General features: G+C 69.5%; 21 protein-coding genes and 1 pseudogene. 13 read left to right on the forward strand and 9 right to left on the reverse strand.

From position 1 onward, the window contains the following. Nucleotides 1–56: 56 nt before the first annotated feature. Genes addA through Q8N19_RS11225 form a run of 6 tightly spaced genes read right to left on the reverse strand, consistent with a single transcriptional unit; the run spans nucleotide 57 to nucleotide 9,707 of the window. Entirely contained in the window at nucleotides 57–3,554 is a 3,498-nt protein-coding gene (addA, locus tag Q8N19_RS11200) for a double-strand break repair helicase AddA (RefSeq protein ID WP_305590661.1), read from the reverse strand. Beyond that, entirely contained in the window at nucleotides 3,551–6,580 is a 3,030-nt protein-coding gene (gene addB / locus Q8N19_RS11205) for a double-strand break repair protein AddB (RefSeq protein WP_305590663.1), read from the reverse strand. Before addB ends, addA begins: the two co-directional genes overlap by 4 nt. Then, nucleotides 6,577–7,299: a nucleotidyltransferase family protein gene (locus Q8N19_RS11210; protein ID WP_371133836.1), complete on the reverse strand. Its 723-nt coding sequence runs from the start codon at nucleotides 7,297–7,299 to the stop codon at nucleotides 6,577–6,579. Before Q8N19_RS11210 ends, addB begins: the two co-directional genes overlap by 4 nt. Continuing rightward, complete coding sequence (amgK, locus tag Q8N19_RS11215) at nucleotides 7,296–8,390, reverse strand: N-acetylmuramate/N-acetylglucosamine kinase AmgK (protein WP_305590701.1); 1,095 nt, start codon at nucleotides 8,388–8,390, stop codon at nucleotides 7,296–7,298. Before amgK ends, Q8N19_RS11210 begins: the two co-directional genes overlap by 4 nt. Then, on the reverse strand, nucleotides 8,374–8,835 hold the full coding sequence (gene tsaE, locus Q8N19_RS11220) for a tRNA (adenosine(37)-N6)-threonylcarbamoyltransferase complex ATPase subunit type 1 TsaE (RefSeq protein ID WP_305590665.1): 462 nt from the start codon (nucleotides 8,833–8,835) through the stop codon (nucleotides 8,374–8,376). Before tsaE ends, amgK begins: the two co-directional genes overlap by 17 nt. Then, nucleotides 8,832–9,707, reverse strand: coding sequence for a GNAT family N-acetyltransferase (locus Q8N19_RS11225; protein WP_305590667.1), 876 nt, complete (start codon nucleotides 9,705–9,707; stop codon nucleotides 8,832–8,834). The genes tsaE and Q8N19_RS11225 overlap by 4 nt, the downstream gene beginning before the upstream one ends. Before the next feature lie 77 nt (nucleotides 9,708–9,784). Here Q8N19_RS11225 and Q8N19_RS11230 point away from each other — a divergent pair, with 77 nt between their 5' ends. Beyond that, the gene (locus tag Q8N19_RS11230) at nucleotides 9,785–11,296 is read left to right on the forward strand and encodes a CoA-acylating methylmalonate-semialdehyde dehydrogenase (protein ID WP_305590669.1); all 1,512 of its coding nucleotides are present in this window, start codon (nucleotides 9,785–9,787) and stop codon (nucleotides 11,294–11,296) included. Nucleotides 11,297–11,354: 58 nt separating this feature from the next. Continuing rightward, a complete protein-coding gene (locus Q8N19_RS11235; RefSeq protein WP_305590670.1) occupies nucleotides 11,355–12,083 on the forward strand; it encodes a hypothetical protein in 729 nt (242 codons plus the stop codon). A 6-nt stretch (nucleotides 12,084–12,089) separates the two neighbouring features. Here the strand turns inward: Q8N19_RS11235 and Q8N19_RS11240 are convergent, their stop codons facing one another. After that, a complete protein-coding gene (locus Q8N19_RS11240; RefSeq protein ID WP_305590671.1) occupies nucleotides 12,090–12,539 on the reverse strand; it encodes a hypothetical protein in 450 nt (149 codons plus the stop codon). Between the two features lie 131 nt (nucleotides 12,540–12,670). Here Q8N19_RS11240 and zapE point away from each other — a divergent pair, with 131 nt between their 5' ends. Further along, entirely contained in the window at nucleotides 12,671–13,786 is a 1,116-nt protein-coding gene (gene zapE / locus Q8N19_RS11245) for a cell division protein ZapE (protein ID WP_305590673.1), read from the forward strand. On the opposite strand, the gene Q8N19_RS11250 is transcribed toward zapE, so the two are convergent. Next, nucleotides 13,783–14,670 carry a LysR substrate-binding domain-containing protein gene (locus tag Q8N19_RS11250; RefSeq protein ID WP_305590674.1) on the reverse strand — a complete coding sequence of 296 codons (888 nt, stop codon included), beginning with the start codon at nucleotides 14,668–14,670 and terminating at the stop codon, nucleotides 13,783–13,785. The two genes, zapE and Q8N19_RS11250, sit on opposite strands and share 4 nt — an antisense overlap. A 186-nt stretch (nucleotides 14,671–14,856) precedes the next feature. Between Q8N19_RS11250 and sdhC the strand changes: the two genes are divergently transcribed. From sdhC to Q8N19_RS11280, 6 genes are all read left to right on the forward strand, one after another. Then, nucleotides 14,857–15,264, forward strand: a complete 408-nt coding sequence (sdhC, locus tag Q8N19_RS11255; RefSeq protein ID WP_305590676.1) for a succinate dehydrogenase, cytochrome b556 subunit — start codon at nucleotides 14,857–14,859, stop codon at nucleotides 15,262–15,264. 2 nt (nucleotides 15,265–15,266) lie between these two features. Next, on the forward strand, nucleotides 15,267–15,659 hold the full coding sequence (gene sdhD / locus Q8N19_RS11260; RefSeq protein ID WP_305590678.1) for a succinate dehydrogenase, hydrophobic membrane anchor protein: 393 nt from the start codon (nucleotides 15,267–15,269) through the stop codon (nucleotides 15,657–15,659). Between the two features lie 2 nt (nucleotides 15,660–15,661). Beyond that, entirely contained in the window at nucleotides 15,662–17,449 is a 1,788-nt protein-coding gene (gene sdhA / locus Q8N19_RS11265; protein ID WP_305590680.1) for a succinate dehydrogenase flavoprotein subunit, read from the forward strand. Between the two features lie 97 nt (nucleotides 17,450–17,546). After that, nucleotides 17,547–18,329, forward strand: a complete 783-nt coding sequence (locus Q8N19_RS11270; protein ID WP_293319927.1) for a succinate dehydrogenase iron-sulfur subunit — start codon at nucleotides 17,547–17,549, stop codon at nucleotides 18,327–18,329. Between the two features lie 61 nt (nucleotides 18,330–18,390). After that, the gene (locus tag Q8N19_RS11275) at nucleotides 18,391–19,620 is read left to right on the forward strand and encodes an NAD(P)/FAD-dependent oxidoreductase (RefSeq protein ID WP_305590681.1); all 1,230 of its coding nucleotides are present in this window, start codon (nucleotides 18,391–18,393) and stop codon (nucleotides 19,618–19,620) included. Between the two features lie 20 nt (nucleotides 19,621–19,640). After that, on the forward strand, nucleotides 19,641–19,961 hold the full coding sequence (locus Q8N19_RS11280) for a 2Fe-2S iron-sulfur cluster-binding protein (protein ID WP_293319931.1): 321 nt from the start codon (nucleotides 19,641–19,643) through the stop codon (nucleotides 19,959–19,961). Between the two features lie 52 nt (nucleotides 19,962–20,013). Here Q8N19_RS11280 and Q8N19_RS11285 read toward each other — a convergent pair whose 3' ends face one another. Then, nucleotides 20,014–22,335, reverse strand: coding sequence for an ATP-binding protein (locus tag Q8N19_RS11285; RefSeq protein WP_305590683.1), 2,322 nt, complete (start codon nucleotides 22,333–22,335; stop codon nucleotides 20,014–20,016). Between the two features lie 104 nt (nucleotides 22,336–22,439). On the opposite strand from Q8N19_RS11285, the gene Q8N19_RS11290 reads away from it, so the two are divergent. The 4 genes and pseudogenes from Q8N19_RS11290 to Q8N19_RS11305 all read left to right on the forward strand — a co-directional run. Beyond that, on the forward strand, nucleotides 22,440–23,048 hold the full coding sequence (locus Q8N19_RS11290) for a hypothetical protein (protein WP_305590685.1): 609 nt from the start codon (nucleotides 22,440–22,442) through the stop codon (nucleotides 23,046–23,048). Further along, nucleotides 23,045–23,452: a metallopeptidase family protein gene (locus Q8N19_RS11295; RefSeq protein WP_305590687.1), complete on the forward strand. Its 408-nt coding sequence runs from the start codon at nucleotides 23,045–23,047 to the stop codon at nucleotides 23,450–23,452. Before Q8N19_RS11290 ends, Q8N19_RS11295 begins: the two co-directional genes overlap by 4 nt. 154 nt (nucleotides 23,453–23,606) lie before the next feature. After that, nucleotides 23,607–24,737, forward strand: a complete 1,131-nt coding sequence (locus Q8N19_RS11300; RefSeq protein WP_305590689.1) for a ferritin-like domain-containing protein — start codon at nucleotides 23,607–23,609, stop codon at nucleotides 24,735–24,737. A 232-nt stretch (nucleotides 24,738–24,969) separates the two neighbouring features. Next, a pseudogene (locus tag Q8N19_RS11305) lies at nucleotides 24,970–25,192 on the forward strand (ferritin-like domain-containing protein); the annotation flags it as partial.

Consider the following 25,192-nt stretch of genomic DNA (forward strand, 5'->3'; position numbering starts at 1 on the left):
GACAACGTGCGACGGGCGCTTCTCGATCCAGGATTTAAGGCGCAGGCGGCCGGCGATCAACTCCTGGACCGGAGATCAGCCAGGGCCTGGGCCATCAGGAATTCTGGAACCGCCATCAGCTTCGGACCATCGGTCCACACCAGGGCCGCCTCGATGGCCCGGCCGGGGAAGACCTCGGCCAGCACGGCGGCATAGAGCGCCATCTGGCGAATATAGGCGGGATCGGCGTCTTCTATTGCGTCGGGCGAGGGGCGGTTGGTCTTGAAGTCGGCCACCAGAACCCGGTCTGCGCGCACCACCAGGCGGTCGATGCGGCCGGAGATCTGCAGGCCTTGGGGCAGGGCGGCGGCTCGCCCGGCGATGGCCACCTCGGCCCGGCCGTCGGCTGCGAACACGTCGGCGAAACGGGGATCAGTCAGCACGGCGAGCGCCGCGCCCGCCATCTCGGCCCGCTGATCGTCGGTCAGGTCGGGCTCGCGGGCGAGGATGGCTGTGGCCGCGGCGTCGCGGTCCTCCAGGGGCAGATCGGGCAAGATCTGCAACAGCCGGTGGATCAGCTCGCCGCGGCGGAACCGGCCAAGCCCGCCGACGCGGGCGAGAGGCGAGGGCGCCAGGATCTCGTCGGCCTCGCCCAGGTCGGACGGCGAGGCGAAGCGGGCCAGGGGATCTACGCCTGCATCGGCCCGCGCCCAGGCCGGCAGGGGGGCGGTGGTTTCGCTCGGCGCGGCGCCGCGGCCCAGCACCTGCGGGTCCTCGCCGAACCGCTGGGCCTCGACCTGGCCGCAGGCGGCGGGGCGCAGATGGGGGCCTACACCCTCATGGGCGAAGCCGGCCTGGATGGCCGCCCACCAGCCTTTGAGGTTCTCTTCCTTGGCCTTGGCGGCGATCCGGCCGCAGATCACCAGCCGGTCGCGGGCGCGGGTCAGGGCCACATAGAGCAGGCGATAGGCCTCCTCCTCGTCCTTGCGGGCGCGCAAGTCCCGCGCCGCCGTCGAGGCCGCGCAGTCCAGCGTCTTGGACGGGCACCAGAGGAAGCCGCCGTCTTCGGTTTCCAGGAGCGGCGAGCCGCGGCCCAGGCCCGAGAGCGTCGTCTCGGGCAGGAAGACGATGGGCGCCTCCAGCCCCTTGGCGCCGTGGGCGGTCATGACGCGGACCTCGTTGCGGGCCGCCTCCATCTCGCGCTTGACGGTGATGTTGAGCCCGGCGAGCGCGTCGGCCAGGCCCTCCAGGTCGCAGATCCCCCGCTGTTCGGCGGCCTGGGCCTGGACCAGGAACTCGTCCAGGGCGTCCTCGGCCTCGGTCCCCAGCCTGCGCACGATCCTCTGGCGCATGGAGGCGCCGGCGCCGTCCCGCAGGGTGAGCAGCCGGCCGTAAAATTCGAACGGCCGCCGGGTCCGGGCCTCAGCCTGGGCGGCGGTGAGGAAGGCGAAGGCCTGTGTCCAGTCGGGGCGCTCATGGGCGCGGGCCTGCAGGGCGCTCCACAGGTCGCCGGGCTTGCGGGGCTTGGCCAGGGCGTAGAGGGCGTCGTCGTCCAGGCCGCAGAAGGGGCTCTTGAGCAAGGCCGCCAGGTTCAGCTCGTCCTGCGGGAACAGCACGAAGCGGGCCACGGCCAGCAAATCGTCGAAGATGATGTGCTCCGACAGGGCCAGCCGGTCGGCGCCGGCCACGGGCACGCCCCGGCGTTTCAGGGCGCGCAGGATGTCCTCGAACAGGGCCTTACGGCGGCGCACCAGGATCAGCACGTCGCCATAGCGGGCCGGCCGCCAGGCGCCGCGGGTTCCGTCGGATGCGTCCAGGTCCTTGTCGAACACCCCATCGCCCCGGGCCACCAGGTCCTCGATCTCGCAGGCGATGTTCTCGGCCAGGCGGCGATTGGCGCTGGCCGGGCCTTCCACGTCCAGGGGCGCGTCCCAGGCCTCGCGCTCCTCGCCCTCGGGCTCACGCTCCAGGGGCCAGATGTCGACACAGCCCCGGTGGTCGCGGCGCATGGGGATGTGGCGCACGGCGTCCTCGCCCCGGGCCGGCGGCACGCCGCCCTGGGTTTCGGGCGCGGAAAAGACCGCATCGACAAAGCTCAGCACATCGATGGTGGAGCGCCAGGAGGCGGCCAGCGGCACGCTCTCCGCCCGCGCTCCGGCGTCGTGGATGCGTGTGAGATAAGCCTCGGTCTCCAGTTCGAGACGTTCTGGCGCGGCGCCCTGGAAGGAATAGATCGACTGCTTCTTGTCGCCGACCACGAACAGGCTGCGCAGGGCCTCGCGTTCGCGCCCCTCGCCTGCGAAGAACTCGGCGGTCAGCGCGCTGAGGATCTCCCACTGTTCCGGCGCGGTGTCCTGGGCCTCGTCCAGCAGGATGTGGTCGATGCCGCCGTCCAGCTTGTAGAGCACCCAGGCGGCCATGGGGCGCTCGGCTACCAGGGCCCGGGTCTTCTCGATCAGGTCGCCGAAATCCAGCGCGCCGGCGGCGGCCTTCTCCTGGCCGTAGGCCGTCAGATAGGCCTTCGCCAAGACCAGCACATAGGCGCTGTCCCAGGCGATGTTGGCGGCCCGCACCTGGTCCCGCGCCGTGGCCAGGCGGTCCTGTTCGTCCAGCAGGGCCTGGCGCAAGGGCTCAGCAGCCCCCAGGGCCTTGGTCTTGGCCACCCAGGTGGCCGGCGTGCCCTCGCCCCCTTGGGTGAACAGCGCCTTGAGCGCATCGGAGAGGGTCGCGTGCGGGTCGGCCGCCACCGCCGCAAGCGTCTGCGAACAGGACTGGTCGGTCTTGCCGCCCAGCGCCAGCACCTCCGCCGCCTCCCGCCACAGCGCCCGGTCGAGCTCGGCCATGGCGTCCGCCGCCACGGCCTCCGGATCGGCCTCGCCGTCGAAGCCGCAGGTCTGCCAGATCCAGGCGAGCGCGCCCTCCAGTCCGCCCTCGCGGGCGACAAAGGCGTCCAGGGCGCCGCGACGGGCCTCGAAGGTGGCGAACATCTGCTCGAAGGCGCGGAAGTCGAGACTGACCGACAGCCGCGCATAGGCCTGGGCCACGGCGCCGGTCCCGGTGAGCGCATGGCGGGCCACGTCCTGGCGGGCGGCCCGGGCGATCAGGGCCGCGGCCGGATCGTCCATCACCCGGAAGCCCGGCGAGATCCCCGCCTCCAGGGGGAAGCGCCGCAACAGCTTCTCGCAGAAGGCGTGGATGGTCTGGATCTTCAGCCCGCCCGGCGTCTCAAGCGCCTGGGCGAACAGGGCGCGCGCGGCCGACAGGCGGGCGGCGTCATAGTCGCTGGCCTTGCGGCCCTCCAGCCTGGCCAGCGCCTGGCGCAAGGCCGTATCATCGCACACCGACCACTGGCCCAGGAGGTCGAACAGCCGGCGCTGCATCTCGGCGGCGGCGGCCTTGGTGTAGGTGACACACAGGATGGCGGCGGGCGCGGCGCCGGCCAGCAGCAGCCGGGCCACCCGGTCGATCAGGGTCTTGGTCTTGCCCGAGCCGGCATTGGCGGTGACGAAGGCCGAGAGGTTCGGATCGGCCGCCGTGCGCTGGGGATCGATGCCGATGTCTATGACTGGGCTCATGCCTCGCCCTCGCCGTCTTCGCCGCTGGTGGACCATTCGAACACCCGGGCCAGGTGGGCGTAGTCGCCGGCATAGTCATGGACGAACTGTGGGGCGGTCCGCGAGAGATAGGCCCGCTCAGGATCATCGAACTGGATCAGCAGGCGCAGGGCGCCGGCCAGGGCTTGTTCGGCGGCGTCATGGCTCTCGTCGCCTGCCGCCCCGCGGATCTCCACCTTGCCGGCCGGCTTGCGGCCGGTGACCTGCAGATAGACGAGGTCGCCGGGGGGCCTGGCCGGCACGCCCTCGAACCCGCCCCGGGCGACAATGGCCGCCGTCAGGGTCAGCTGCGGGGAGAAGCCGGTCTCGACCATCTTCTTCGAGGGCGCCTGGCCGGTCTTGTAGTCGAGGACGTGGGCATAGCCGTCCGGGCCGGTCTCGATCCGGTCGGCCTTGGCGGTCAGGGTGAAGTCCCGCAGGCCGGCGCGAACCGTGATCTCGCCCTTGGCCTCCACATGAATGTCGCGGCCATCGGCCCTTCGCTCGGCCTCCAGGGCGACCACCCAGGCGGCCGCCTCCTGGGCCAGGGCCTGCTCGCGGGCAAGGGACTCCGGCGGGGCGCCGGCGGCGACCAGAGCCTCCAGATAGAGGGCGGCGAACTCCCGGGCCGGCTCCGGCGGCAGGGCCTTGGGGTGGCGCCTGGCGAAGGTTTCGAAGGCCTCGTGGATGGCCGTGCCCCGGGCGCGGGCCTCCACCGGCTCATCCGGCCGCTCCAGCCGGTAGAGCTTCAGGATGTCCCGGGCCCAGACCGCATAGGGGTCCCGGGTCAGGGACTCGATCCGGGTGACGGCGAACTGGCTCGGCCGATCGGCCACCGGTGGACGCGGGGCCGGGCGGCTGATCGGCTCATAGTCCGGCGCCGCATCCAGGGCTCTGGCCCAGTCCAGCAGGTCGGGGCGGCCGGGCAGGGTGAGGTCTGCGCCCCTGGCCAGGGTCTCCAGCCGCCAGAGCCAGCGGGACTTCACCGTCGGCTGGCCGTCCCGACGCTCCGAATGCAGCAGCACCACATTGGGGGCGCAGGCGGCCTGGGCGAAGTCGTGGGCGGCCAGGCCCACCCGGCGCTCGGGCGGCGGCAGGCCCAGCCGCTCGCGCATCGGCCGCGACAGGAAGGGATCCAGCGGCGCGCCCTGCGGCCAGACGCCTTCCTCCAGGCCGGCCACCACCAGCCGGTCAGCCCGCACCAGGCGCGCCTCGATGGCGCCGAGGATCCGCAGGCGCGGATGGGTGGCGCCGCCGACGCGGACGGTCTCGTCCCCCATCAGCCGCACCAGCAGGTCGGCGAAGCCCTTGGGCGTCACCGGCGGCAGGGCGCCGGCCTCAGCCATCAGCCCGGCCAGAAGCTGCGACAGGGCCTCGCCGCCGGCGCCGCCCCACAGGCGTCCCGAAGCGCCGGCGCCGTCGGCGGCCAGGGCTTCGAGGGCGAGCGCCAGGGCGCGGGCCCGCTCGGCGGCGGGGCTGGGCTCGCTCATATCGGTCAGGGGCGTGAGCGCTGCGCGCAGGACGGTGATCAGTCCGGCCGCGCCAGCCCTGCGTGTCGCGTCGGTTAGCTTCTCATCCAGGCGTCTCGTGAGCGCCGCCCAGTCAGCCGGGCGCGGCCCGCGCAAGCCATAGCGCTCCAGGTCGATCAGCCGGGCCTCCAGGGCCTCGCGGCTCTCCCCAAGGCGGGTGAGGGGATGCTTGAGGACGCCGAGCATCAGCACCGGATTGAGCGGCTCGGCCGCCAGCCTGGCGACCAGGCCCGCCAGCACGCCCGCCGGACAGGCCATCAGCGGGGCGCCGACCGAGGAGTCGGGGATCACGCCCCAGCGGGCGAGTTTGAGAGACACCCGGCGGGCCAGGTTCTGGTCGGGCGCCACCAGGGCGCCCGTGGCGCCAGGGATTTCCAGGGTCTCGCGCAACAAGAGCGCGGCCACCGTGGCGGCCTCCTCCTCGCTGCGGGCGGTGACGACCGACAGGCCGGCCAGGCCCTCAGCGATGGGATCGACCCCTTCTGTGGCGCCCTCGGCTCGCAGGGCGCTGATGACATTCAACCAGTCGGCGGTGGCTTGAGCCGGGCGCAGGGCCTCGTTGATCACCCGCCGGCGCCAGCGGCCCTGGCTCTGATAGGGGGCCGAGGCTGGCCAGATCTCCACCGCCTCCCGGGTGAGGCCGGCGCGGGTCAGCAGGCGGCTGAGCGCCCCTTGCGGATGTTGTTCGTCCACCTGCTCCCAGGCGGCGCTCGCCAGGCTTTCGTCCAGGCCCGGCAGGACCACGCAGCCCTGCGGCGCCTCGGCGATGACCGCCAGCAGGTCGGCGGTGGCCGGCGCTGTGCCGGTGGAGCCGGCGGCCACCAACACCCCCTGGGGCGGCCGGACGCTCCATTGTTCGGAAAGGGCGCGCAGCAGGGCCACCCGTCGCTGGCTGGTGTCGACGACGCCGAGCGCCTCGAGGCGCTCGGGCCAGGCGGCCAGGGCGGTCTCCAGAAAGGTGCGGGAGACCTGCCAGTGTTCGGCCAGTTCGACATCCACCAGTCCGGCCAGGGCGCCAGAGGCGTCCACCTCCTCGATCTGAAGGCTGTCGAGGAAACCGCCCAGGGCGTCGGCGAGCTCCAGGGCGGCCGAGGCGTCCAGGTCCCGCGACAGAAGATGTTCGTGGGTCTTGACCAGCCTTGTCAGCTCCAGCCGCCGCCGCAGGGGATCGATGGCGGCGGGCAGGCGGGCGGCCAGATCGCCCGGCTCGAAGGGCGGCTCGCCGGCGTCCAGATCCCCTAGGGGCCTGATCTGCGGCGGCAACAGGGCCAGGCCGCCGCCGGCCGCCAGGAAGGCGTCGGCCAGGGCGCGGGCCCCCCGGCGGGTGGGGGTGAGCACCGTGGCCTGGGACAGGGCCTCAGGCCCCAGGGGCGCCAGGGCCTCATAGAGGCCCCGGGCGAGGTCGTGGACGAAGGGCCGGTGGGCCGGGATGTTGAACCAGCGGGGCCTGGCCCCCTCGAACAGCGGCGGCCGGCTCACGTCGCCAGCTTGGCTTCGGCGGCCTCCCGGGCGGCCGGGTCGCCGACATGCATCCAGAAGGCGTCCATCACCGCCCCGTGCAGGCGCCCCTGCTCGGCCAGGCGCCGCCAGATCGGCACGATGGAGAAGGCGTCCTCGCGGATGCCGTCGAGAATCTGCGGCTTGATGATCTGGAAGCCGACATTGGCGAAGGGGGTCGGCGGCTCCGGCTCGGCCGAGTGGGTGAGGCGGCCGGCCTCATCGCGGAAGAAGCCCTGTGGTCCTTCGAAGCCCAGCCCCTGGCCCCGGGGGACCAGCAGCAGGAGGACGTCCATGATCTCCGGATCCCAGGCCTGCGCGAGGGTCTGCAGCGGCGGGGTCTCGCCGCCGGTCCAGAGGGAATCGATATTAGCCACCAGGATCGGCTCATTCCCCAGCAGGTTGCGGGCATGGGCGATGCCACCGCCGGAATCCAGCAGGGCGGCGCGTTCGTCGCTGATCTTGATGCGGATGTCGTCTCGCCGGGCCAGGTGGGCGACCATCTGGTCGGCGAAATGATGGACATTTACCACGGCGGTCTCGACCCCGGCCTCGACCATCCGGTCCAGCACATGATCGATCAGGGCGCGACCTGCCACCTCCACCAGGGGCTTGGGCCGGTGGTCGGTGAGCGGCCGCAGGCGCGTGCCGAGCCCCGCCGCCATGACCATGGCGGTCTTGGGGAAGCCGCTTGCGCTCACCGGCGGGCCTCCCGGGGCACGTGGGTGTCGAACCAGGCCTTGATCGGGGCGAGCGCCGGATCGGCCAGGCAGCGTTCGAGATAGCGCCATGTGCGGGGCATGAAGGCCTCGTAGCGCGGCTTGCCGAAGCCCGCCACCTGCCGGGCGAAGATGAACAGGATGCGCGCCGAGTTCAGGGCGCCGAGCGCATGGTAGTCGGCGCGGAAGGCCTGCGCGTCGATATCGCTGCGGATTTCCAGATAGCGGGCCAGCGCCGCGGTCTCGCGCTCGGGTGACACATCGCGACGCCCGTCGTGCAGCAGCATGGAGAAGTCCCAGGCCGGATGCGCCAGCACCGCGTCCTGGAAGTCCAGCAGCCCAACCCGGGCCACGCCGGTGCGGTCAGGCAGCCAGATCAGGTTTTCGGCGTGATAGTCCCGGTGGCAGAAGACGCTGGCCGCCGCCTCGGCCCGGGCGCGGATGGGCGCCCACAGGGCTTCCCATTCAGCCTCGGCGTCGGTGGAGAAAGGGGCGAGGCCGGAGAATTTCGGCCACCATTCCAGGAACATGTCGCCGCCGGTCCGCAGGGCCAGGTCGTCATAGGTCAGGAAGGGCCAGGCGGCGCCTTGCGCCTCCAGCACCGGCGGCGGCGTGGCCTCATGCAGCTGCGCCAGCACCTCGACGGCGGCCTCATAGAGGGGGGCCTCGTCGGTCCCGGTCTCGATCAGCCGGGCATAGAGGTCATCGCCCAGGTCCTCCAGCACCGCCAGGCCCTCACCGGCCTCATGGGCGACGATCTCCGGGGCCGACAGGCCCTGGCCGCGCAGCCAGCCGGCGGTGGCCACGAAGGCGTCCACACGCCCGGCCGCCAGCCTCGCCATCGCGTTGTAGCCGGCCAGACGGCGCTGATCGGGTGTGGCGTCCGGCGGGCAGGGCGCGGTCTCCACCGGCGGCTGGTCCATGAAGATCAGGCTGGCCTTGCCCGGCCGGGACAGGCGCTCATAGCGCCGGGTCGAGGCGTCCCCGGCCAGGGGGATGCGCTCGGCGTCGGCCAGGCCATGCCGGGACAGAAACTCGGCCTTCAGGCCCTCACGATCAGAACTCAACCGCACGTCCTTCCCAGGCGCCATGGGGCGTCAGCCGCGCCCGGCGCGCCGCCCCGTCCAGTTCAATCTCTATATCCAGGCGATGGGGGGGAAGGCGACCCTCCAGGCGCTGGGGCCATTCGATGATCGCCGCCCCATCCTCTAGGGCCTCGTCCAGGCCAATCTCATAGGCCTCATCGGGACTGGTCAGCCGGTACAGATCGAAATGGGCCAGGGCCAGGCCATCACCCTCATAGAACTGCACCAGCGTGAAGGTGGGGCTGGGCACGTCCTCGTCCGGCGTGGTGCGCGCCCGGATCAGCGCCCGGGCCAGGGTCGACTTGCCCGCGCCGAGCGGCCCGGTGAGGCAGATGGCCTCTCCCGCGTTCAGGGCGTGGGCCAGGGCTGCGCCCAGGCGCGCGGTGGCCGCCTCATTCTCCAGGCGCACATCGCCCTCAAGCGAAGGCCTCATGCGAAGGGCCGGTCCGGCTCAGCAGGGAGAACCCGCTCCACATAGGTCTTCAGGGCCTCGGTGGCGGCTTGAGGATCCCCCGCCAGGGCTTCGGGCGGCACGGCGGGGCCGAGCGTCAGGCCATACTGGCCGCCGCGCTTGTTCAGCAGTTCATGGAAAAGGGTGATGTCCCGCAGCTCGGCTGAGACCCGGTTGAACAGGTGGAACAGGGTCGACCAGGGTCCGGTCACATGCAGGGGCACGACCGGCGCCTCGTACTTGCGGGCGATGGAGACGGCGCTGCTCATCCAGGGCGGATCGGCCAGCAGGCCGTCGGGCTGCCGCCGGGCCAACCGTCCGGAGGGGAAGATCACCAGGGCGCGTTCGGCCTCCATGGCCTCGCGGGTGCGCTGCAGGGTCAGGCGAGTGCGCTCGCGGGTGCGCTTTTCCTCCACCCACTCCACGGGAATCAGCACCTCGGAAAAGCCAGGCGCCACCCGGTGGGCGTCGGAATTGGCGTAGAAGCAGAGGTCCGGCCGCCGGGCCTTGAAAGCGTCATAGACCGCCACCCCGTCGGCGATGCCGGTGGGATGGTTGGCGATCACCACCACGCGGCCCTGTTTCGGCAGCCGCTCCAGCCCGTTCACCGAGAGCTTTACATCCAGCAGACCAGAAACCCGCTCCAGGGCCTCGCGCCCTGGCAGCGGGGCGATGGCGTCAGCCATCCGCCGGGCCTTGGCGTAGTCCAGCAGGCCATAGAGGGCCGGCCGCAGCAGGGGCCAGGTGGGGTGACGGCTCAGGGCTGGGGCGCGCTCGGCGATGAGCACGTCCACGATGTGGTCGTGACGCCGCCGGGCGGACTGCAGGATATCGGTGGACGACGCGACGCTCATGGCCCTCCAGAATGCGCCTGCGCCCGCAATTTGGGCAAGCGCTAGGCGCGGGCGCTGCGGCGGCCTAAGCTTTTGCCATGCGTGAGATCAGCCACTTCATCGCCGGCCGCGCGGTCGCCGGAACCTCGGGCCGCCACTCGGAGGTCTTCGATCCCAATCTCGGCGAGGTCCAGGCCCGCGTCGCCCTGGCCTCAGTCGCCGAGCTGGACATGGCCGTCCAGGCCGCCCTGGCCGCCCAGCCCGCCTGGGCCGTGGTCAATCCCCAGCGCCGGGCGCGGGTGATGTTCGCCTTCAAGCGTCTGGTGGAGGCGCGGATGGATGAGCTGGCCGCCCTGTTGTCATCTGAGCACGGCAAGGTGATCGCCGACTCGCGAGGCGATATCCAGCGGGGCCTGGAGGTGATCGAGTTCGCCTGCGGCATCCCCCATGCCCTGAAGGGCGAATATACCGAGGGCGCCGGGCCGGGCATCGACGTCTATTCCATGCGCCAGCCCCTGGGCGTGGCCGCCGGCATCACCCCGTTCAACTTCCCGGCCATGATTCCGATGTGGATGTTCGGGGTGGCGGTGGCGGTGGGCAACACCTTCATCCTCAAGCCCTCGGAGAAGGACCCCAGCGTGCCGGTGAGGCTCGCCGAGCTGTTCATGGAGGCCGGCGCAGAAGCCGGCGTCGATGTGGCCGGTGTGCTGAACGTGGTCCACGGGGACAAGGTCTGCGTCGACGCCATCCTGAACCACCCGGATATCGCCGCGGTGAGCTTCGTCGGGTCCTCCGACATCGCCCAGTATGTCTATGCGACCGGCGCCGCCCACGGGAAGCGGGTGCAGGCCATGGGCGGGGCAAAGAACCACGGCATCCTCCTGCCCGACGCCGACCTGGAGGCGGCGGCCAATGACATCCTCGGCGCCGCCTTCGGCTCGGCCGGAGAGCGCTGCATGGCCCTGCCGGTGGTCGTGCCAGTGGGGACCAGGACGGCGGAGGCTTTCCGCGAGCTGATGGTCGCCAAGATCGAGACGCTCAAGATCGGCGTCTCTTCCGACCCGGCCGCCCAGTACGGCCCGGTGGTCAGCGCCGCCCACCGCAAGAGGATCACCGACTACATCCAGATGGGGATTGATGAGGGCGCCGAGCTGGTGGCCGATGGCCGCGGCTTTTCCCTGCAGGGCCATGAGCGGGGCTTCTTCATCGGCCCGACCCTGTTCGACCATGTGAAGCCGACCATGAAGTCCTACCAGGATGAGATCTTCGGTCCTGTCCTGCAGATCGCGCGGGTCGAGACCTTCGACGAGGCGCTCGCCCTGCCATCGCAGCACGCCTACGGCAACGGCGTGGCGATCTTCACTCGGAACGGCCGCGCCGCCCGGGAGTTCGCCTCCCGGGTCAATGTCGGCATGGTCGGGATCAATGTCCCCATCCCCGTACCGGTGGCCTATCACAGCTTCGGCGGCTGGAAGCGCAGCGCCTTCGGCGACGCCAATCAGCATGGGATGGAGGGGGTGCGCTTCTATACGAAGGTCAAGACGGTCACCGCCCGCTGGCCTGAGGGCGAGACAAGCGACCAGGCCTTTGTCATCCCGACGATGAAATAGACGGCTGAAACTGACGCGATCTGGCCCTCAGGGGTCTCGAATTCAGGAGAAAACGCGCATGAAGAACTTCCGCCTCTGGGCCATCCTGGCCCTTGTCCTGGTGGTGGCCGGCGCGGGCGCCTTCGCCTATTGGAATTTCGAACTGCGCTGGAGGCCGACCACCGTGACCAAGAACCAGGCTGAAATCGCTCGTCTGCTGGAGGGCGCGGGATGGGTGTCGCCGGGTATTGAGGGCCGGGCCATCTACATGGTCTCGTTCCGCAGCTGCCCCGACTGCCTGCGCTTCAAGGCCGAGCAGTTCCCCGATCTGCATGCGGCGGGCGTCGACACCCGGGTGATCGAGGTCGCCCGGCGTGAGGTCAACGGCCTGGAGCGCTCAACCCCCGCCGAGCGGGCGACAGTGGCCGAGCTGTGGCTCAATCGGGACTGGAGCCTGTTCGAGCGCTGGGTCAGCGTCCCGGTGTCGGCCTGGACCGCGCCGGGCATTCCGCCGGCCGATGGCGATACGGCGCGCACGGCCGTTGTCGAGGCCGGCCGCAATATGGTCGACGAACTCAGGCCGCTCCTGAAGGACAACGGGGTCGACTTCGCCTATCCGCTGCTGGTCTGGTGGGACCAGGAGGGCCAGATGAAGGCCTGCGCCTGTGAGCGTCGGGAAACCTACCGCTTCCTGCGCGAGGACCTCGGCTTGCCGCCGCAGAGCGACACGCCCCTGGTGCCGGCGGGCGAGGAGGACCGGGCGATCGCCCCGCCTCCGGAGACGTCTGCCGAGCCTGCGTCCATCTAAGGGCGCCTACTGGCCGCCGGAATTGATCTCCTTGGCGCGGGCCTGGGTCTTCGGACCCTGGCTCTTGCCCGGCTCGCGATCGCCCCGGCTGGTGGAATGCACCGCCGCGCCGCCGGTGTCCTGGCCCCACTCGGCCTGAGGATTGTCGTCCTGGCCGATGTCGTGAACGTCGACATTGGCCGGGGTTCCGGCGCCCAGGTCGCCGCCGGTGTCGCCCATGCCCGTCCCATTGCGAGGTTCAAGCCGCGTCCCATCCAGCCGTGACACGGCTGGCTTGGGTTCGGCCCGGTCGTCCTGCTGCTTTTGCTGCTGCTGGGGCTGGGCCCGGGGGGCGTCGGCGTCGCGATCAGGGTCGCGCTGCTGGTCCATCTCTCGCTGGCCCACGCCGCCGCCCTGTTGGCGGGTGCGGTTGGACTGGGTGGTGTCAGGATCAAAGCTGCGGGGTTCGTCGGCCATGGCCGTTCTCCTCCTTGTTGCGGGTCATGGAAGAACAACCGGCCGGCGCCGGAGGCTGTTCCGACGCTCAAGCTCGCTGATCCGGCGTCAGGCCGATTGTGATGCGCGTCCTGTCAGGCTAGGGGCGGGGCATGACATCCGCCCTTGAAGCCGCCTACCGCGACCGCCTGGATCGCGGGGAGATCCGACCCGATCCGGCCCAGGCCGCGGCCCTGCCGGCCCTGGCCCGGCTGGAGGCCGATCTCGCCGCCAGCGAGCCCGGCGGGCTTTTGGGCCGTTTCCGCAAGCCAGAAAGCCAGCAAGGCGTCTATCTCTGGGGGCCGGTGGGGCGGGGCAAGTCCATGCTGATGGACCTGTTTTACGAGACCGCGCCGGTGGCCAAGAAACGCCGGGTCCATTTCCACGTCTTCATGGGCGAGGTTCACCGGCTCATCGACGCCTGGCGCAAGGGGGACGCCGCCGCCCGCAAGGCGAGGTTCGGTCAGCATCGGGGCGATGACCCCATCCCGCCGGTGGCCGATGTGGTGGCCGCCGAGGCGCGGCTGCTCTGCTTCGACGAGTTCCAGGTCACCGACATCGCCGACGCCATGATCCTCGGCCGGCTGTTCACCGCCCTGTTCGACCGGGGCGTGACCCTGGTGGCCACCTCCAACCGCGTGCCGGACGCCCTCTACAAGAACGGCATCAACCGCCAGCTCTTCCTGCCCTTCATCGACCTGCTGAAGGCCAAGACCGAGGTGGTCTCGGTGGCCGGCGAGCACGACTATCGCCTCGACCGGTTGCGGGCGGCTGGAGTCTGGTTCTCGCCGATCGACCCCGACAATGTGCGGACCTACGACGCCCTCTGGGGCGAGATGCTCGACGGCGATGAAGAGCTCGGGGAGACCCTCGAGGTGCTGGGCCGTAAGATCCACCTGCCCCACGCCACCGGCGGCCTGCTGCGGGCGAGCTTCGCCAGCCTGTGCGGCGTCGCGCTCGGACCCAATGACTACCTGGCCCTGGCCGAACGCTTCCACACTGTCTTCCTGGAACGCGTGCCGCGCCTCACCCCGGCGCGACGGGAGGAGGCCAGGCGCTTCGTCACCCTGATCGATGCGCTCTACGAGGCCCGCGCCAAGCTGATCGTCCTGGCCGAGGCCGAACCCGCCAAGCTCTATCCGGAAGGCGACGGGGCCTTCGAGTTCGAACGCACCGCCTCGCGCCTGCAGGAAATGCGCTCCGCCGACTGGCTGACGGATCGGGCCTAGGGCGGGGCCCGCAGGCTCTCGACCAGCTGGCGGGCGATGGGGCGCAGTTCATCCAGGCTGCGAACGCAGATCTTCAGCTCCCGGACCGCCCAGTCGTCGGTGAGGGCCACGATGGCCAGGTTCATGGTGCAGACCGCCCGCGCCGCCGTGGTCTCCGGCACCACGCCCACGCCGACGCCGCACTCCACCAGCCGGCACACCGCATCGAAGCTGCGCAGCTGCACCCGCAGCCGCAGGCGGCGCCCCTCGCGGCCGGCCCGGGCGGCCAGGAAGCGCTGCAGTGAGCTCGCCCGGTCCAGGCCCACGAGATCGTAGTCCAGCACCTGGGCGAAGGCGGCGCTGACATTCTGGGCCAGGGGGTGGTCCAGGGCGGTCACCACGACGAACCGGTCGGTGCGAAAGGCGAAGGTCTCAAGGGCGCCGACATCCACGGTGCCGGCGACGATGCCTACATCGGCGGCGCCCTCGGCCACGAGGCCGACGATTTCGTCCGACAGGCGCTCCTCCAGATCGACGCTCACCTGCGGATGGTCGGCCAGGAAGGAAGACAGGGCCTCAGGCAGGAATTCGGTCAGCGCATTGGTGTTGGCCAGGACCCGGACCTCGGCCGCGCCGCTCTCGGCCATCACGCCGAGCTCGTCCTGCATCCGGGCGCTCTGCTCCAGCAGGGCGCGGGCGTGCTTCAGCAACAGCAGCCCAGCCGGCGTCGGCGTCACTCCCTGGCGCGAACGGGTCAGCAGGGAGGCCCCCAGGGACTGCTCCATGGCGCGGATCCGGGTGGAGGCGGCCGCCAGGGCCAGGGCCGCGCGCTCGGCCCCGCGGGTGATCGAGCCGGCCTCGACCACATCGCAGAACAGCCGCAGATCGATCAGGTCAAACCTCATCCTTCGCCTCCCGCGAAGGAAGCCTACAACAAAGACGCATTGCCCGGGAGTTGGAAACCGCAGATGTTCGCCGATCTGCGAAGGGCGGCGGCTGCGTCTCCGTGTGGGGCCTTCGTTGACACCCCCAGATGGCGGCTTAAAAGCGGCCAGGCATTCGCAGGGCAACAGGGAGCGGCTGTAGAACCGATGTCGGACGTCTCGAAGACCATCCGGGCCAGGCCCACCTCGCCGCACGTTCAGGTGTGGCGCTGGCATCTCACCGCCATCACCTCGATCATGCACCGGATCACCGGCGTCGCCCTCTATGGCGGGACCCTGATCCTGGCGGGCTGGACCATCGCGCTCGCCTTCGGGCCCGAGGCCTATGCGACCTATATGGGCCTGCTGGGCTCGCCGCTGGGCAAGCTCGTCATGTTCGGCCTCAGCTTTGCGGTCTTTTTCCACCTGGCCAAGGGCGTGCAGCACCTGATCTGGGACACTGGCCTGGCGCTGAAGGTGCGGGCCGCCAACGCCGGCGCCGTGGCGACCCTGGCCTTTGCGCTCGTCGCCACTGTGGTGGTCTGGATCATCGCCGCCATGACGGGAGCGCTCTGAGCATGACTGATTTCCGCACCCCCCGCTCCCGGGCCCAGGGCCTCGGCGCCGCCGGCCATGGGGTCAGCCACTGGATTTCCGAGCGCGTCTCCTCGGTCGCCCTGATCCCGCTGGTGCTGTGGGGCGTCTTCGCCGTCCTGCGCCTGGCGCGCAGCGACTATGACATGGCCGTGGCCTGGCTCGCCTCGCCGGTGAACGCCGTGCTGCTGGCCCTGCTCGCGGTGGTCAGCCTGATGCATATGCATTCGGGCATGCGGGTCGTGGTGGAGGACTATATCCACCGCCGGATCACCAAGACCGGCCTGCTGCTGCTGAACCTCTTCGTCTGCGCGCTGTTCGGCGCGCTCGCCCTCTTCTCCATCCTGAAGGTCGCCCTCTCGGGCGGAGCTTACTGAGCATGGCCGCTTACGAATTCATCGACCACAAGTTCGACGTCGTCGTCGTCGGCGCCGGGGGCTCAGGCCTCCGCGCGGCCCTGGGCTGCGCTCAGGCCGGCCTTCGCACCGCGTGCGTCTCCAAGGTCTTCCCGACCCGCTCGCACACCGTGGCCGCTCAGGGCGGCATCTCGGCGAGCCTGGGCAATATGAGCCAGGATGACTGGCGCTGGCACATGTACGACACCGTCAAGGGGTCGGACTGGCTGGGCGACCAGGACGCCATCGAATATCTGTGCCGCAACGCGCCGGCCGCCGTCTACGAGCTGGAACACTGGGGGGTGCCCTTCTCCCGCACCGAGGACGGCAAGATCTATCAGCGCGCCTTTGGCGGCATGACCAGCAACTATGGCGAGGCCCCGATCCAGCGCACCTGCGCGGCGGCCGACCGCACCGGTCACGCCATGCTGCACACCATGTACGGCCAGTCCCTGGCCAACAATACCGAGTTCTTCATCGAGTATTTCGCCCTCGACCTGATCATGGAAGACGGCGTCTGTCGGGGCGTCACTGCCTGGAAGCTGGACGACGGCACCCTGCACCGGTTCCAGGCTCAGATGGTCATCCTGGCCACCGGCGGCTATGGCCGCGCCTACTTCTCCTGCACCAGCGCCCACACCTGCACCGGCGACGGCAACGCCATGGTCCTTCGGGCCGGCCTGCCCCTGCAGGACATGGAGTTCGTGCAGTTCCACCCCACCGGCATCTATGGCGCCGGTTGCCTGATCACGGAGGGCGCGCGGGGCGAGGGCGGCTATCTGACCAATTCCGAGGGCGAGCGGTTCATGGAGCGCTATGCGCCGTCCGTGAAGGACCTGGCGCCGCGGGACATGGTCAGCCGGGCCATGACCATCGAGATCCGCGAAGGTCGCGGCGTGGGACCTGGCAAGGACCACATCTTCCTGCACCTGGACCACCTGGACCCGAAGGTGCTGCACCAGCGCCTGCCGGGGATTTCCGAAAGCGCCCGGGTGTTCTCCGGCGTGGACGTGACCAAGGCGCCGATCCCGGTGCTGCCGACCGTGCACTACAATATGGGCGGCATCCCGACGAACTTCTATTCCGAGGTGGTCACCCGCGACGGCGACAATCCCGACAGCGTCATCCCCGGCCTGATGGCCGTGGGCGAGGCCGCCTGCGTCTCGGTGCACGGCGCAAACCGCCTGGGCTCCAACTCCCTGATCGACCTGGTGGTGTTCGGCCGTTCGGCCGCCCTGCGCGCAGCCGACATCCTGACGCCGGGCGCCAAGCAGCCTGACCTGAAGCCGGCCCAGACCGAGGCGCACCTCGCCCGCTTCGACCGCCTGCGCAACGCCAAGGGCGGCACGCCGACGGCCCAGCTGCGCCTCGACATGCAGAAAGCCATGCAGGAGGACGCCGCGGTGTTCCGCACCGGCGAAAGCCTGGCCTCCGGCGTCGCCCGTCTGGACAAGATCCACGGCCAGCGCACCGACATCCAGGTCACCGACCGCGGCATGATCTGGAACACCGACCTGATCGAGACCCTGGAGTTCGACAACCTGATCGGCCAAGCGGCCGTGACGGTGAACGGAGCGCTGAACCGCACCGAGAGCCGCGGGGCGCACGCCCGGGAAGACTATCCCGACCGTGACGACGAGAACTGGATGAAGCACACGCTCACCTGGTTCGACGACGCCACCGGCAAGGTGAAGCTGGACGACCGTCCGGTGCACTCCTTCACGCTCAGCAACGACATCGCCTATATCCCGCCGAAAGCGCGGGTCTACTAGGGTCGGGTTCGTGGCCCGCCTCGTCGCTCATTTCCGGCCTCGGACCGAACGCGCGCCCTGCGCGGGGTCTGGGGTCTTCGCCTAAGGAAAGCCTCCGATGGTCGAACTCGCCCTGCCCAAGAATTCCCGCGTCCAGAAGGGCCAGCATCACCCGGCCCCGGCCGGCGCCAAGAAGGTGAAGACCTTCAAGGTCTATCGCTATGATCCCGAGGGGACCGAAAACCCCCGCTGGGACACCTATGACGTGGATGTCGAGGCCTGCGGACCTATGGTCCTGGACGCCCTCATCTACATCAAGAACACCATGGACCCGACGCTGGCCTTCCGGCGCTCCTGCCGCGAGGGGGTTTGCGGTTCCTGCGCCATGAATATCGGCGGCCGCAATACGCTGGCCTGCACCCATGGCTGGGAGGAGGTGCCCGGCCAGACCTGCACCATCAGTCCGCTGCCGCACATGCCGGTGATCAAGGACCTGGTGCCGGACATGACCCTGTTCTACGCCCAGTACGCCTCTATCGAGCCCTGGCTGCACACCAAGACCCCGGAACCCCAGGGCGAATGGCTGCAGACCCCGGCTGACCGGGAGAAGCTGGACGGCCTCTATGAGTGCATTCTCTGCGCCTGCTGCTCCACCTCCTGCCCGAGCTACTGGTGGAACGGCGACAAGTATCTGGGTCCGGCCGCCCTGCTGCACGCCTATCGCTGGCTGATCGACAGCCGCGACGAGGCGACCGGCGAGCGGCTTGACGATCTGGAAGACCCGTTCAAGCTCTATCGCTGCCACACGATCATGAATTGCGCCCAGGTCTGCCCCAAGGGCCTGAATCCGGCCAAGGCGATCGCTGAGGTGAAGAAGATGCTGGTCGACCGGGTCGTCTAAAGTCGTCACCCTGCTTTTCCCAAGTTGACGCCGGCGTCATTTTTCTGCATCGGGGAACGGCATGAGTGATTTGGGCGCAAACGTGGTGATCCTGGGGGCGGGGCACGCCGGCGGCACAGCCGCCGCGCTGCTGCGTCAGTATGGGCATGCCGGGCCGATCAGCCTGATCGGCGACGAGCCGCTCGCCCCCTATCAGCGCCCGCCGCTGTCCAAGGCCTGGCTGAAGGGAGAGGCGGACGCCGACTCCCTGGCGCTCAAGCCCCTGGAGTTCTACGCCGAGCACCAGATCGACTTTCGGCCCAACATCCGAGCGTTGAAGCTGCGGCGGTCCGACAAGGTCGTCGAGCTGTCAGACGGCTCGAGCCTCTCCTATGACATTCTGATCCTGGCCACCGGCGCTCGGGCCATCAAGCTGCCGGTCCCCGGCGCGGACCTGGCCGGTCTGCTGGAGTTGCGCACCGCCGCCGACGCCGAGGCGCTCAAGGCCGCCGTCGGCCCCGGTAAGCGGCTGGCCGTGGTGGGCGGGGGCTATATTGGCCTGGAGGTTGCCGCCTCCGGTCGGGCGCTAGGCGCCGAAGTGGTGGTGATCGAACGGGAGTCCCGTCTGCTGGCCCGGGTGGCCTGCGAGGCCCTGTCCAGCTTCTTCCGCGGGGTCCACGAGACCCACGGCGTGATCTTCGAAATGGGCGCCAGCGTCACCGGCTTTGTCGGCGAGAACGGCCACGTCACCGGGGTCACCCTGGCTGATGGCCGGACCCTACCCTGCGACGCCGCCGTTATCGGGGTGGGCGCCACGCCCAATGACGAACTGGCCGCGGAGTCTGGCCTGGAGACCGCCCGCGGCGTCGTGGTCGACCTGGAGGCGCGGACCTCCGATCCTTCCATCTTCGCCATCGGCGACGTCGCCCACCGGCCCATGCCGATCTATGACCGCATGTTCCGCATGGAAAGCGTGCCCAATGCGCTGGAGCAGGCCAAGCAGGCCGCCAGCGCCATCACCGGCCGGCCCGCGCCCGCCGGTGAGGTGCCGTGGCAGTGGTCGGACCAGTACGATCTGAAACTGCAGATCGCCGGCTACGCCTTCGACACCGACGAGGTTCTGCTGCGGGGCGATCCAGCCAGCGGCAAGTTCGCGGTCTTCCATCTCAAGGGAGACCAGATCCAGTCCGTGGAGGCGATCAACTCGCCCCCGGAATTCATGATGGGCAAGCAGCTGATCGGGAACCGCAAACCGGTTTCCAAGGCGAAGCTTTCCGATCTCAGCGTTTCAATGAAAGAGGTCGTCGCCTGAACGCGGCGCGAAAGGGAGTCATGGCCAAGATCACCTATATCGAGCACGACGGGACCGAGCACGTCGTGGACGTGAAGACGGGGCTCACGGTGATGGAAGGCGCGGTGAAGAACAACGTCCCGGGCATCGACGCCGACTGCGGCGGCGCCTGCGCCTGCGCCACCTGCCATGTCTATGTGGACGAGGCCTGGAAGGACAAGACCGGCGAGTCCTCGGCCATGGAAGAGTCGATGCTCGACTTCGCCGAGAACGTCGAGCCCAACAGCCGCCTCTCCTGCCAGATCAAGGTCTCCGACGCCCTGGACGGCCTGATCGTCCGGCTGCCCGAGAGCCAGCACTAAGACCCGACGCGCGCGGGCGACCTTCCGGTCGCCCGCGCCGCTCAGGCGGTCCTTAGAATTCCAGTTCCCGGTGGGTGGCGGCTTCGGCCTGGGCCAGCTCCGGAAGGTGGCAGGTGAAGGTCGCGCCGTTACCCGGCTCGCTCTCCAGGGCCACCCAACCCCCATGCAGTTCCGTCAGCGCCTTGACCAGCGCCAGACCAAGTCCTGGTCCGCCCCGCTCGCGACCGACGAAGCGGTCGAAGATGTGCGCCTGGACGTGGAAGGGAATGCCGCGCCCGGTGTCGCTCACCTGCAGCTTGACCTCACCCAGCGCCCGGCGGGCGGAGATGGAGATGGTCCCTTCCGGCGGGGTCTGGCGGATGGCGTTCTCGATCAGGTGATCCATGATCTGGCCCAGGCGATGGGCGTCGGCGCGGATCACCCCGATCTCCTCGGCATGATCGACCTTCAGGTTGATCTTGCCCTCCTCGGCGGCCCGGGCCCAGCGACCGGCCGCGCCTGAGATCAGGTCGGCGACCCGCACATCCTCCAGGTCCAGCGCCATCTCGTCGGCGTCGATCTGAGCCATGTCCAGAACATCGTCGATGGAGCGAGCGAGCTGGGTGGCGGCCATGCGCACGGCTGAGGCGTGGCCCCGGCCCCGTTCGGACAGGTTCTCGCCTGAGCGCTCCAGCAGTTCGGAATAGCCTATGATAGTGGTGAGCGGGGTGCGCAGCTCGTAGGAGACATTGCCCACGAAGTCCCGCTTCAGCCGCTCGGCGTCAGCCAGGGCCGCGGACCGGTCGGCCAGGGCGCTCTCCAGCTTGCGGGCGTCGGTGACATCGGTGAAGGCGATCAGGGTCGCGCCATCGGGCAGGGGGCGGGACTGATAGGCGACGATCCGGGAGTCCGAGGTCTTCACCTCGCCGGAGATCGGCGCCCGGGCGCTGGGGTCGGGATCGGCCACCCGGCCTTTCAGCTCCCGCCAGAAGTTCAGGTCATGCAGACGGGGCACGCAGAGCTCGACCACGCCCTCGAAGTCGCCGGCCAGGTCGAGCTGCGTCGGGGTGACGTTCCAGAACCGCTCGAACGCCTCATTGTGCAGGCGCAGCCGGCCATCGGAGCCGAACACGGCCACCGCATCATTCAGCTTGTCCAGGGTGGCCTGCTGCACCTGGATCAGGGCGTTGTACTGAGCCTTCAGCTTCAGCTCATCGGTGATGTCGGAGAACAGCAGCAGCACCCCGCCCATGGGGTGGGGCTGGCGCACCACCCGCAGGGTGCGGCCATCGGGCAGGCTCCACAGGTCGTCGGGGCTTGAGCCCAGGGCCTCATAGCGGTCGAGCTCGGCGGCGCGCCACTTCACATAGTCGGCCGTCTCGGGCAGGCGCCTGCGCTGGCGCAGACGGTCGAGCAGCTCTCCGTGGCCAGGACGCTCCCCCAGCCAGGCCGGCTCCAGCCCCCACAGCTCGGCGAAGGCCGTATTGTGGAAGATCATCTTCTTGTTGGCGCCGAAGATGGCCACCGCATCGGCGATGTGATTGAGGGTCTCGTCGTGGGCGGCCACGTGGCGCTTCAGCGCCTCGCGCATCTCCTCGGTTTCGGTGGCGTCCTCGGCCCAGACGCCCACCCCGCCGCCTTCCAGGGGGCGGGCGGTGATGTGAAAGGCTCGGCGGCGTCCGCCCAGAGTCAGCCAGCGGGTGGTCTCGCGCACCTGGGCCAGGTTGGCGGCTTCGCTGGCGATCTCGTCGGCGGCCTTGTCGAATGTCAGGCCCTTGGCGGCGGCCTCATCCAGGCTTGCAGCGTCCACGGCGGCGAGCCAGGCGGCGTTCACCCAGACCGGCGCTCCATCGGCCGAGGCGATCCAGGCCGGGCCCGGGCGGGCGTCCAGCAGGGCCGCGAAGCGCGGCGCGGTGGGCAGGCCGGCGTCCTCGCCGATCACCGCCGACAGCCGCAGCCAGGCGAGCGCGCCGGCTGCACGACCCTCCACCGACACGACGCCGGCGGGGCCGCGCACCTCGAAGGCGCAGGCCTCGCCCCGCTCGAACAGGGCGCGCAGGCGCCGGGCATGGTCGGGGTCGGCGCGCATCAGGGCGTTGACCAGGCCCTGGGCGTCGATCTCCACCAGATCCAGGGCCGCGGCGCAGACCGCCAGGCTCTCCTCGCCCGAGGCCAGGATGGCGCGGCCATCCTCCACCGCCAGCAAGGCGGAGTCGAAGGCTTCGGCCGAGGACTGAGCGACCTCTGCGCGCATTTCCAGCTCGGCGACCCGGGCCTGCAGCCCGACCAGGCGCATTCGCCCCTGCCGCTGTTGGGCTAGAGCCCAGAGCGTGGCGCAGATGGCCAGGCAGACTGCGCCAGCTGCGGCCGCCAGGATCAGTTCGTCTGCGTTCATCACCACTCCATCGACGGCGCTTGCGCCGATGCGAATCACCCACCCATCAACATAGGACCCAAACCGGGACGTCGCACGCGCGGTCCGTTCCCAGAGGCGGGCGATTGAGCGACAATGGCCCGATGAGCGCCATTCTCTATCCGGTCGCACCCGACGCCGAGACCGCCCTGGCCGCCCCGCTGGGGCGCGCCGCTCGGGAGCGGGAAGCCCGCCTGCTGGCCGGCGGCCAGGCCGTCAGCTTCGTCACACGCCCCGTAGGACCGGACTTCACCACCCGGGCGGCGGCCCTGGACGCCTATGCCGGCAAGGTTGAGGACGACCGACCGGGCCGCCTGGTCAGCCTGGCGCCGGAGGACCGCTTCTGCCGCCTGGCCGAGCTCGCCGCCCAGGTGGGCGGGCGCCGTCCCACGCCGCCGCCAGCCCGGCCAGTGCTGAAGGACGGCCGCCGCTGGCCCGCCGCCCCGGCCGCGCCCGTGGCGACGGTGTGGCGGCTGCAAGTCTCTTTCTGGAAAATCGGCGTCGGGGCCGAGGTGTCTCTGGAGGGGCCCCAGGCCCGCAAGGTTCGCCGCGCCGGCGCCGAGGCTGACCGGGACACCCTGAATGCGCTCACCCGCCAGCCCCTGCGCGCGCTCCGGCCGCAGCAGCCCCTGGACATCGGCCTGTTCGAGGTGCGCCCGCCCGAGGCCCCGCACACTGTGATCGCCGACGAATGACCGCCTTAGTCTCGGGCCTGGCGCCCAGCCTGGATGACATGGCCGCCCTGGCCGAAGCCGCCTTCGACCGTCTCCCGGCGCAGTTCCGGCAGATGACCGGGCACGTGCTGATCCGGGTCGACGATTTCCCTGACCAGGAAACCCTGGACGCCCTGGAGATCCAGGACCCCTTCGACCTGACGGGCCTCTATCACGGGGTTGATCTGGCCCATCGCTCGGTGCTGGACCCGGAAACCCAGCCCTCCATGGTGCTGCTCTATCGACGGCCGATCCTTGATGAGTGGGCCGCCCGGGGCGACGTCTCCCTCGAGGAGCTGGTCAGCCACGTCCTGGTCCACGAGATCGGCCACCATTTCGGTCTGTCAGATGACCAGATCGAGGCGATCGAGGCGGCGGCCGACTGAGCCGTCCTCGCCCGGGAGGCGAAAGTGACGCCCCCGTCATCTTCTTGACTGAACAGGGTTCATGTGCATGACTTCGCCCCAGATCGAAGGGGCTGCCCGCAAGGTGCGGAGCCAGGGCCGCAGAGCCTGCCCCCATCTCCTGGAGGACGTAGTCATGGCCGCTGACGGCAACATCACCAAGGACATCATCTACGACGCGGTGTCGCCCGACGACTTCGAGTCCATGCTGGAGCTGGACCGCTACAACGCGCGCTCCACGGCCTTCGACAAGATCATCTCGGCCACCCACGATCACTTCTGGGATCCGCTCGACAAGAAGTACATCGACTTCGACGAGCCCTTCGACATGGAAAACCAGATGATCCTGCCGGAGGACATGATCATCTCGATGTCCACCGACTATGTCTCCAATCACCTCAGCGACTGGAAGACCCGGGTCCGCTTCGTGAACCAGTCGGCCCTGCGGTCCTTCTCCTCCATCCTGCACGGCGAGCAGGGCGCGCTGAACCTGTCGGCCAGCCTCTGCCACGTGCTGAAGGACCAGGGCGCCCAGGAATACGCCGCCAACCAGACCCGCGAGGAGGCCCGCCACGTCACCGGCTTCGCCAAGTACATCAAGGCCCGCTGGGGCCGGCCGGTGGAATGCGGCCCGACGCTGAAGACCCTGCTCGTCGACATCATCGGCAGCCCTGAGGTCTACAAGAAGATCATCGGCATGCAGATGCTGGTGGAAGGCCTGGCCATGGGCGCCTTCGCCACCTTCTTCAACAATATCAACGACCCGACCGGCAAGAAGCTGCTTCAGCTGGTGATGACCGACGAGGCCTTCCACCACAAGTTCGGGAAGATCTGGGCCGACCGGACCATCCCACACCTGAACCCCGAAGAGCACGCCATCATCGAGGATTGGGCGGCCCACTGCTTCCAGACCCTGCTGTTCAACCTGGTGTCGCCGAGCCAGCAGCGCGACCTCTATGAGGAGTTCGGGCTCGACCCCGACAAGGTGATCGCCGAGATGGCCGAAATGGTCACCGACGAGACCCGCCGGGAGAATATGAAGGAGCAGACCAACATCTTCCGGGTGCTGGTGAAGACCCTTCTGAACGCCGGCATCATCACCGACCGGACGCGCGCCTTCTACGCCATCTATGTGGACATGGACGAGCTCAAGGCCGAGGGCGACCGCATGGTCGGCGACGACATCGCCGAGGAGGGTATCAAGTACCTCCAGGAGATCAACTTCAAGGATCGCCGGGCCGCCCCGGTGACCATCGCCGCCGAGTAAGGCGAAGGGTCTCTCGAACCTGACGACAGCGCCCGCCGGACCCCCGGCGGGCGTTTTTCGTTTGGACCGCTCTCAAAACTGACGCCGGCGTCACGGTTTCCTTTGACGAACGGCGGTCTGGGAGTCAGGCTCTTTTCCCAAGGACAGAGCCGCCCATCCGTGGCGACAGCGGGGTCAACCCGCATACGGAACCAAGGGCGCCGGCAATCCCACATCATTCCAGGAGGAACGAATGGCCGCCGACGGCAACATCACCAAGGACCTGATCTACGACGCCGTGGCGCCGGATGATTTCGAGTCCATGCTTGAGCTGGACCGCTACAACAACCGGTCCACCGCCTTCGACAAGATCATCTCCGCGACCCACGACCACTTCTGGGATCCGCTGGACAAGAAGTACATCGACTTCGACGAGCCCTGGGACATGGACAACCAGCCCCTGGTGCCCGAGGAAC

The sequence above is a fragment of the Phenylobacterium sp. genome (assembly GCF_030693405.1).
In the GTDB taxonomy this organism is placed as follows: Bacteria; Pseudomonadota; Alphaproteobacteria; order Caulobacterales; family Caulobacteraceae; genus Phenylobacterium.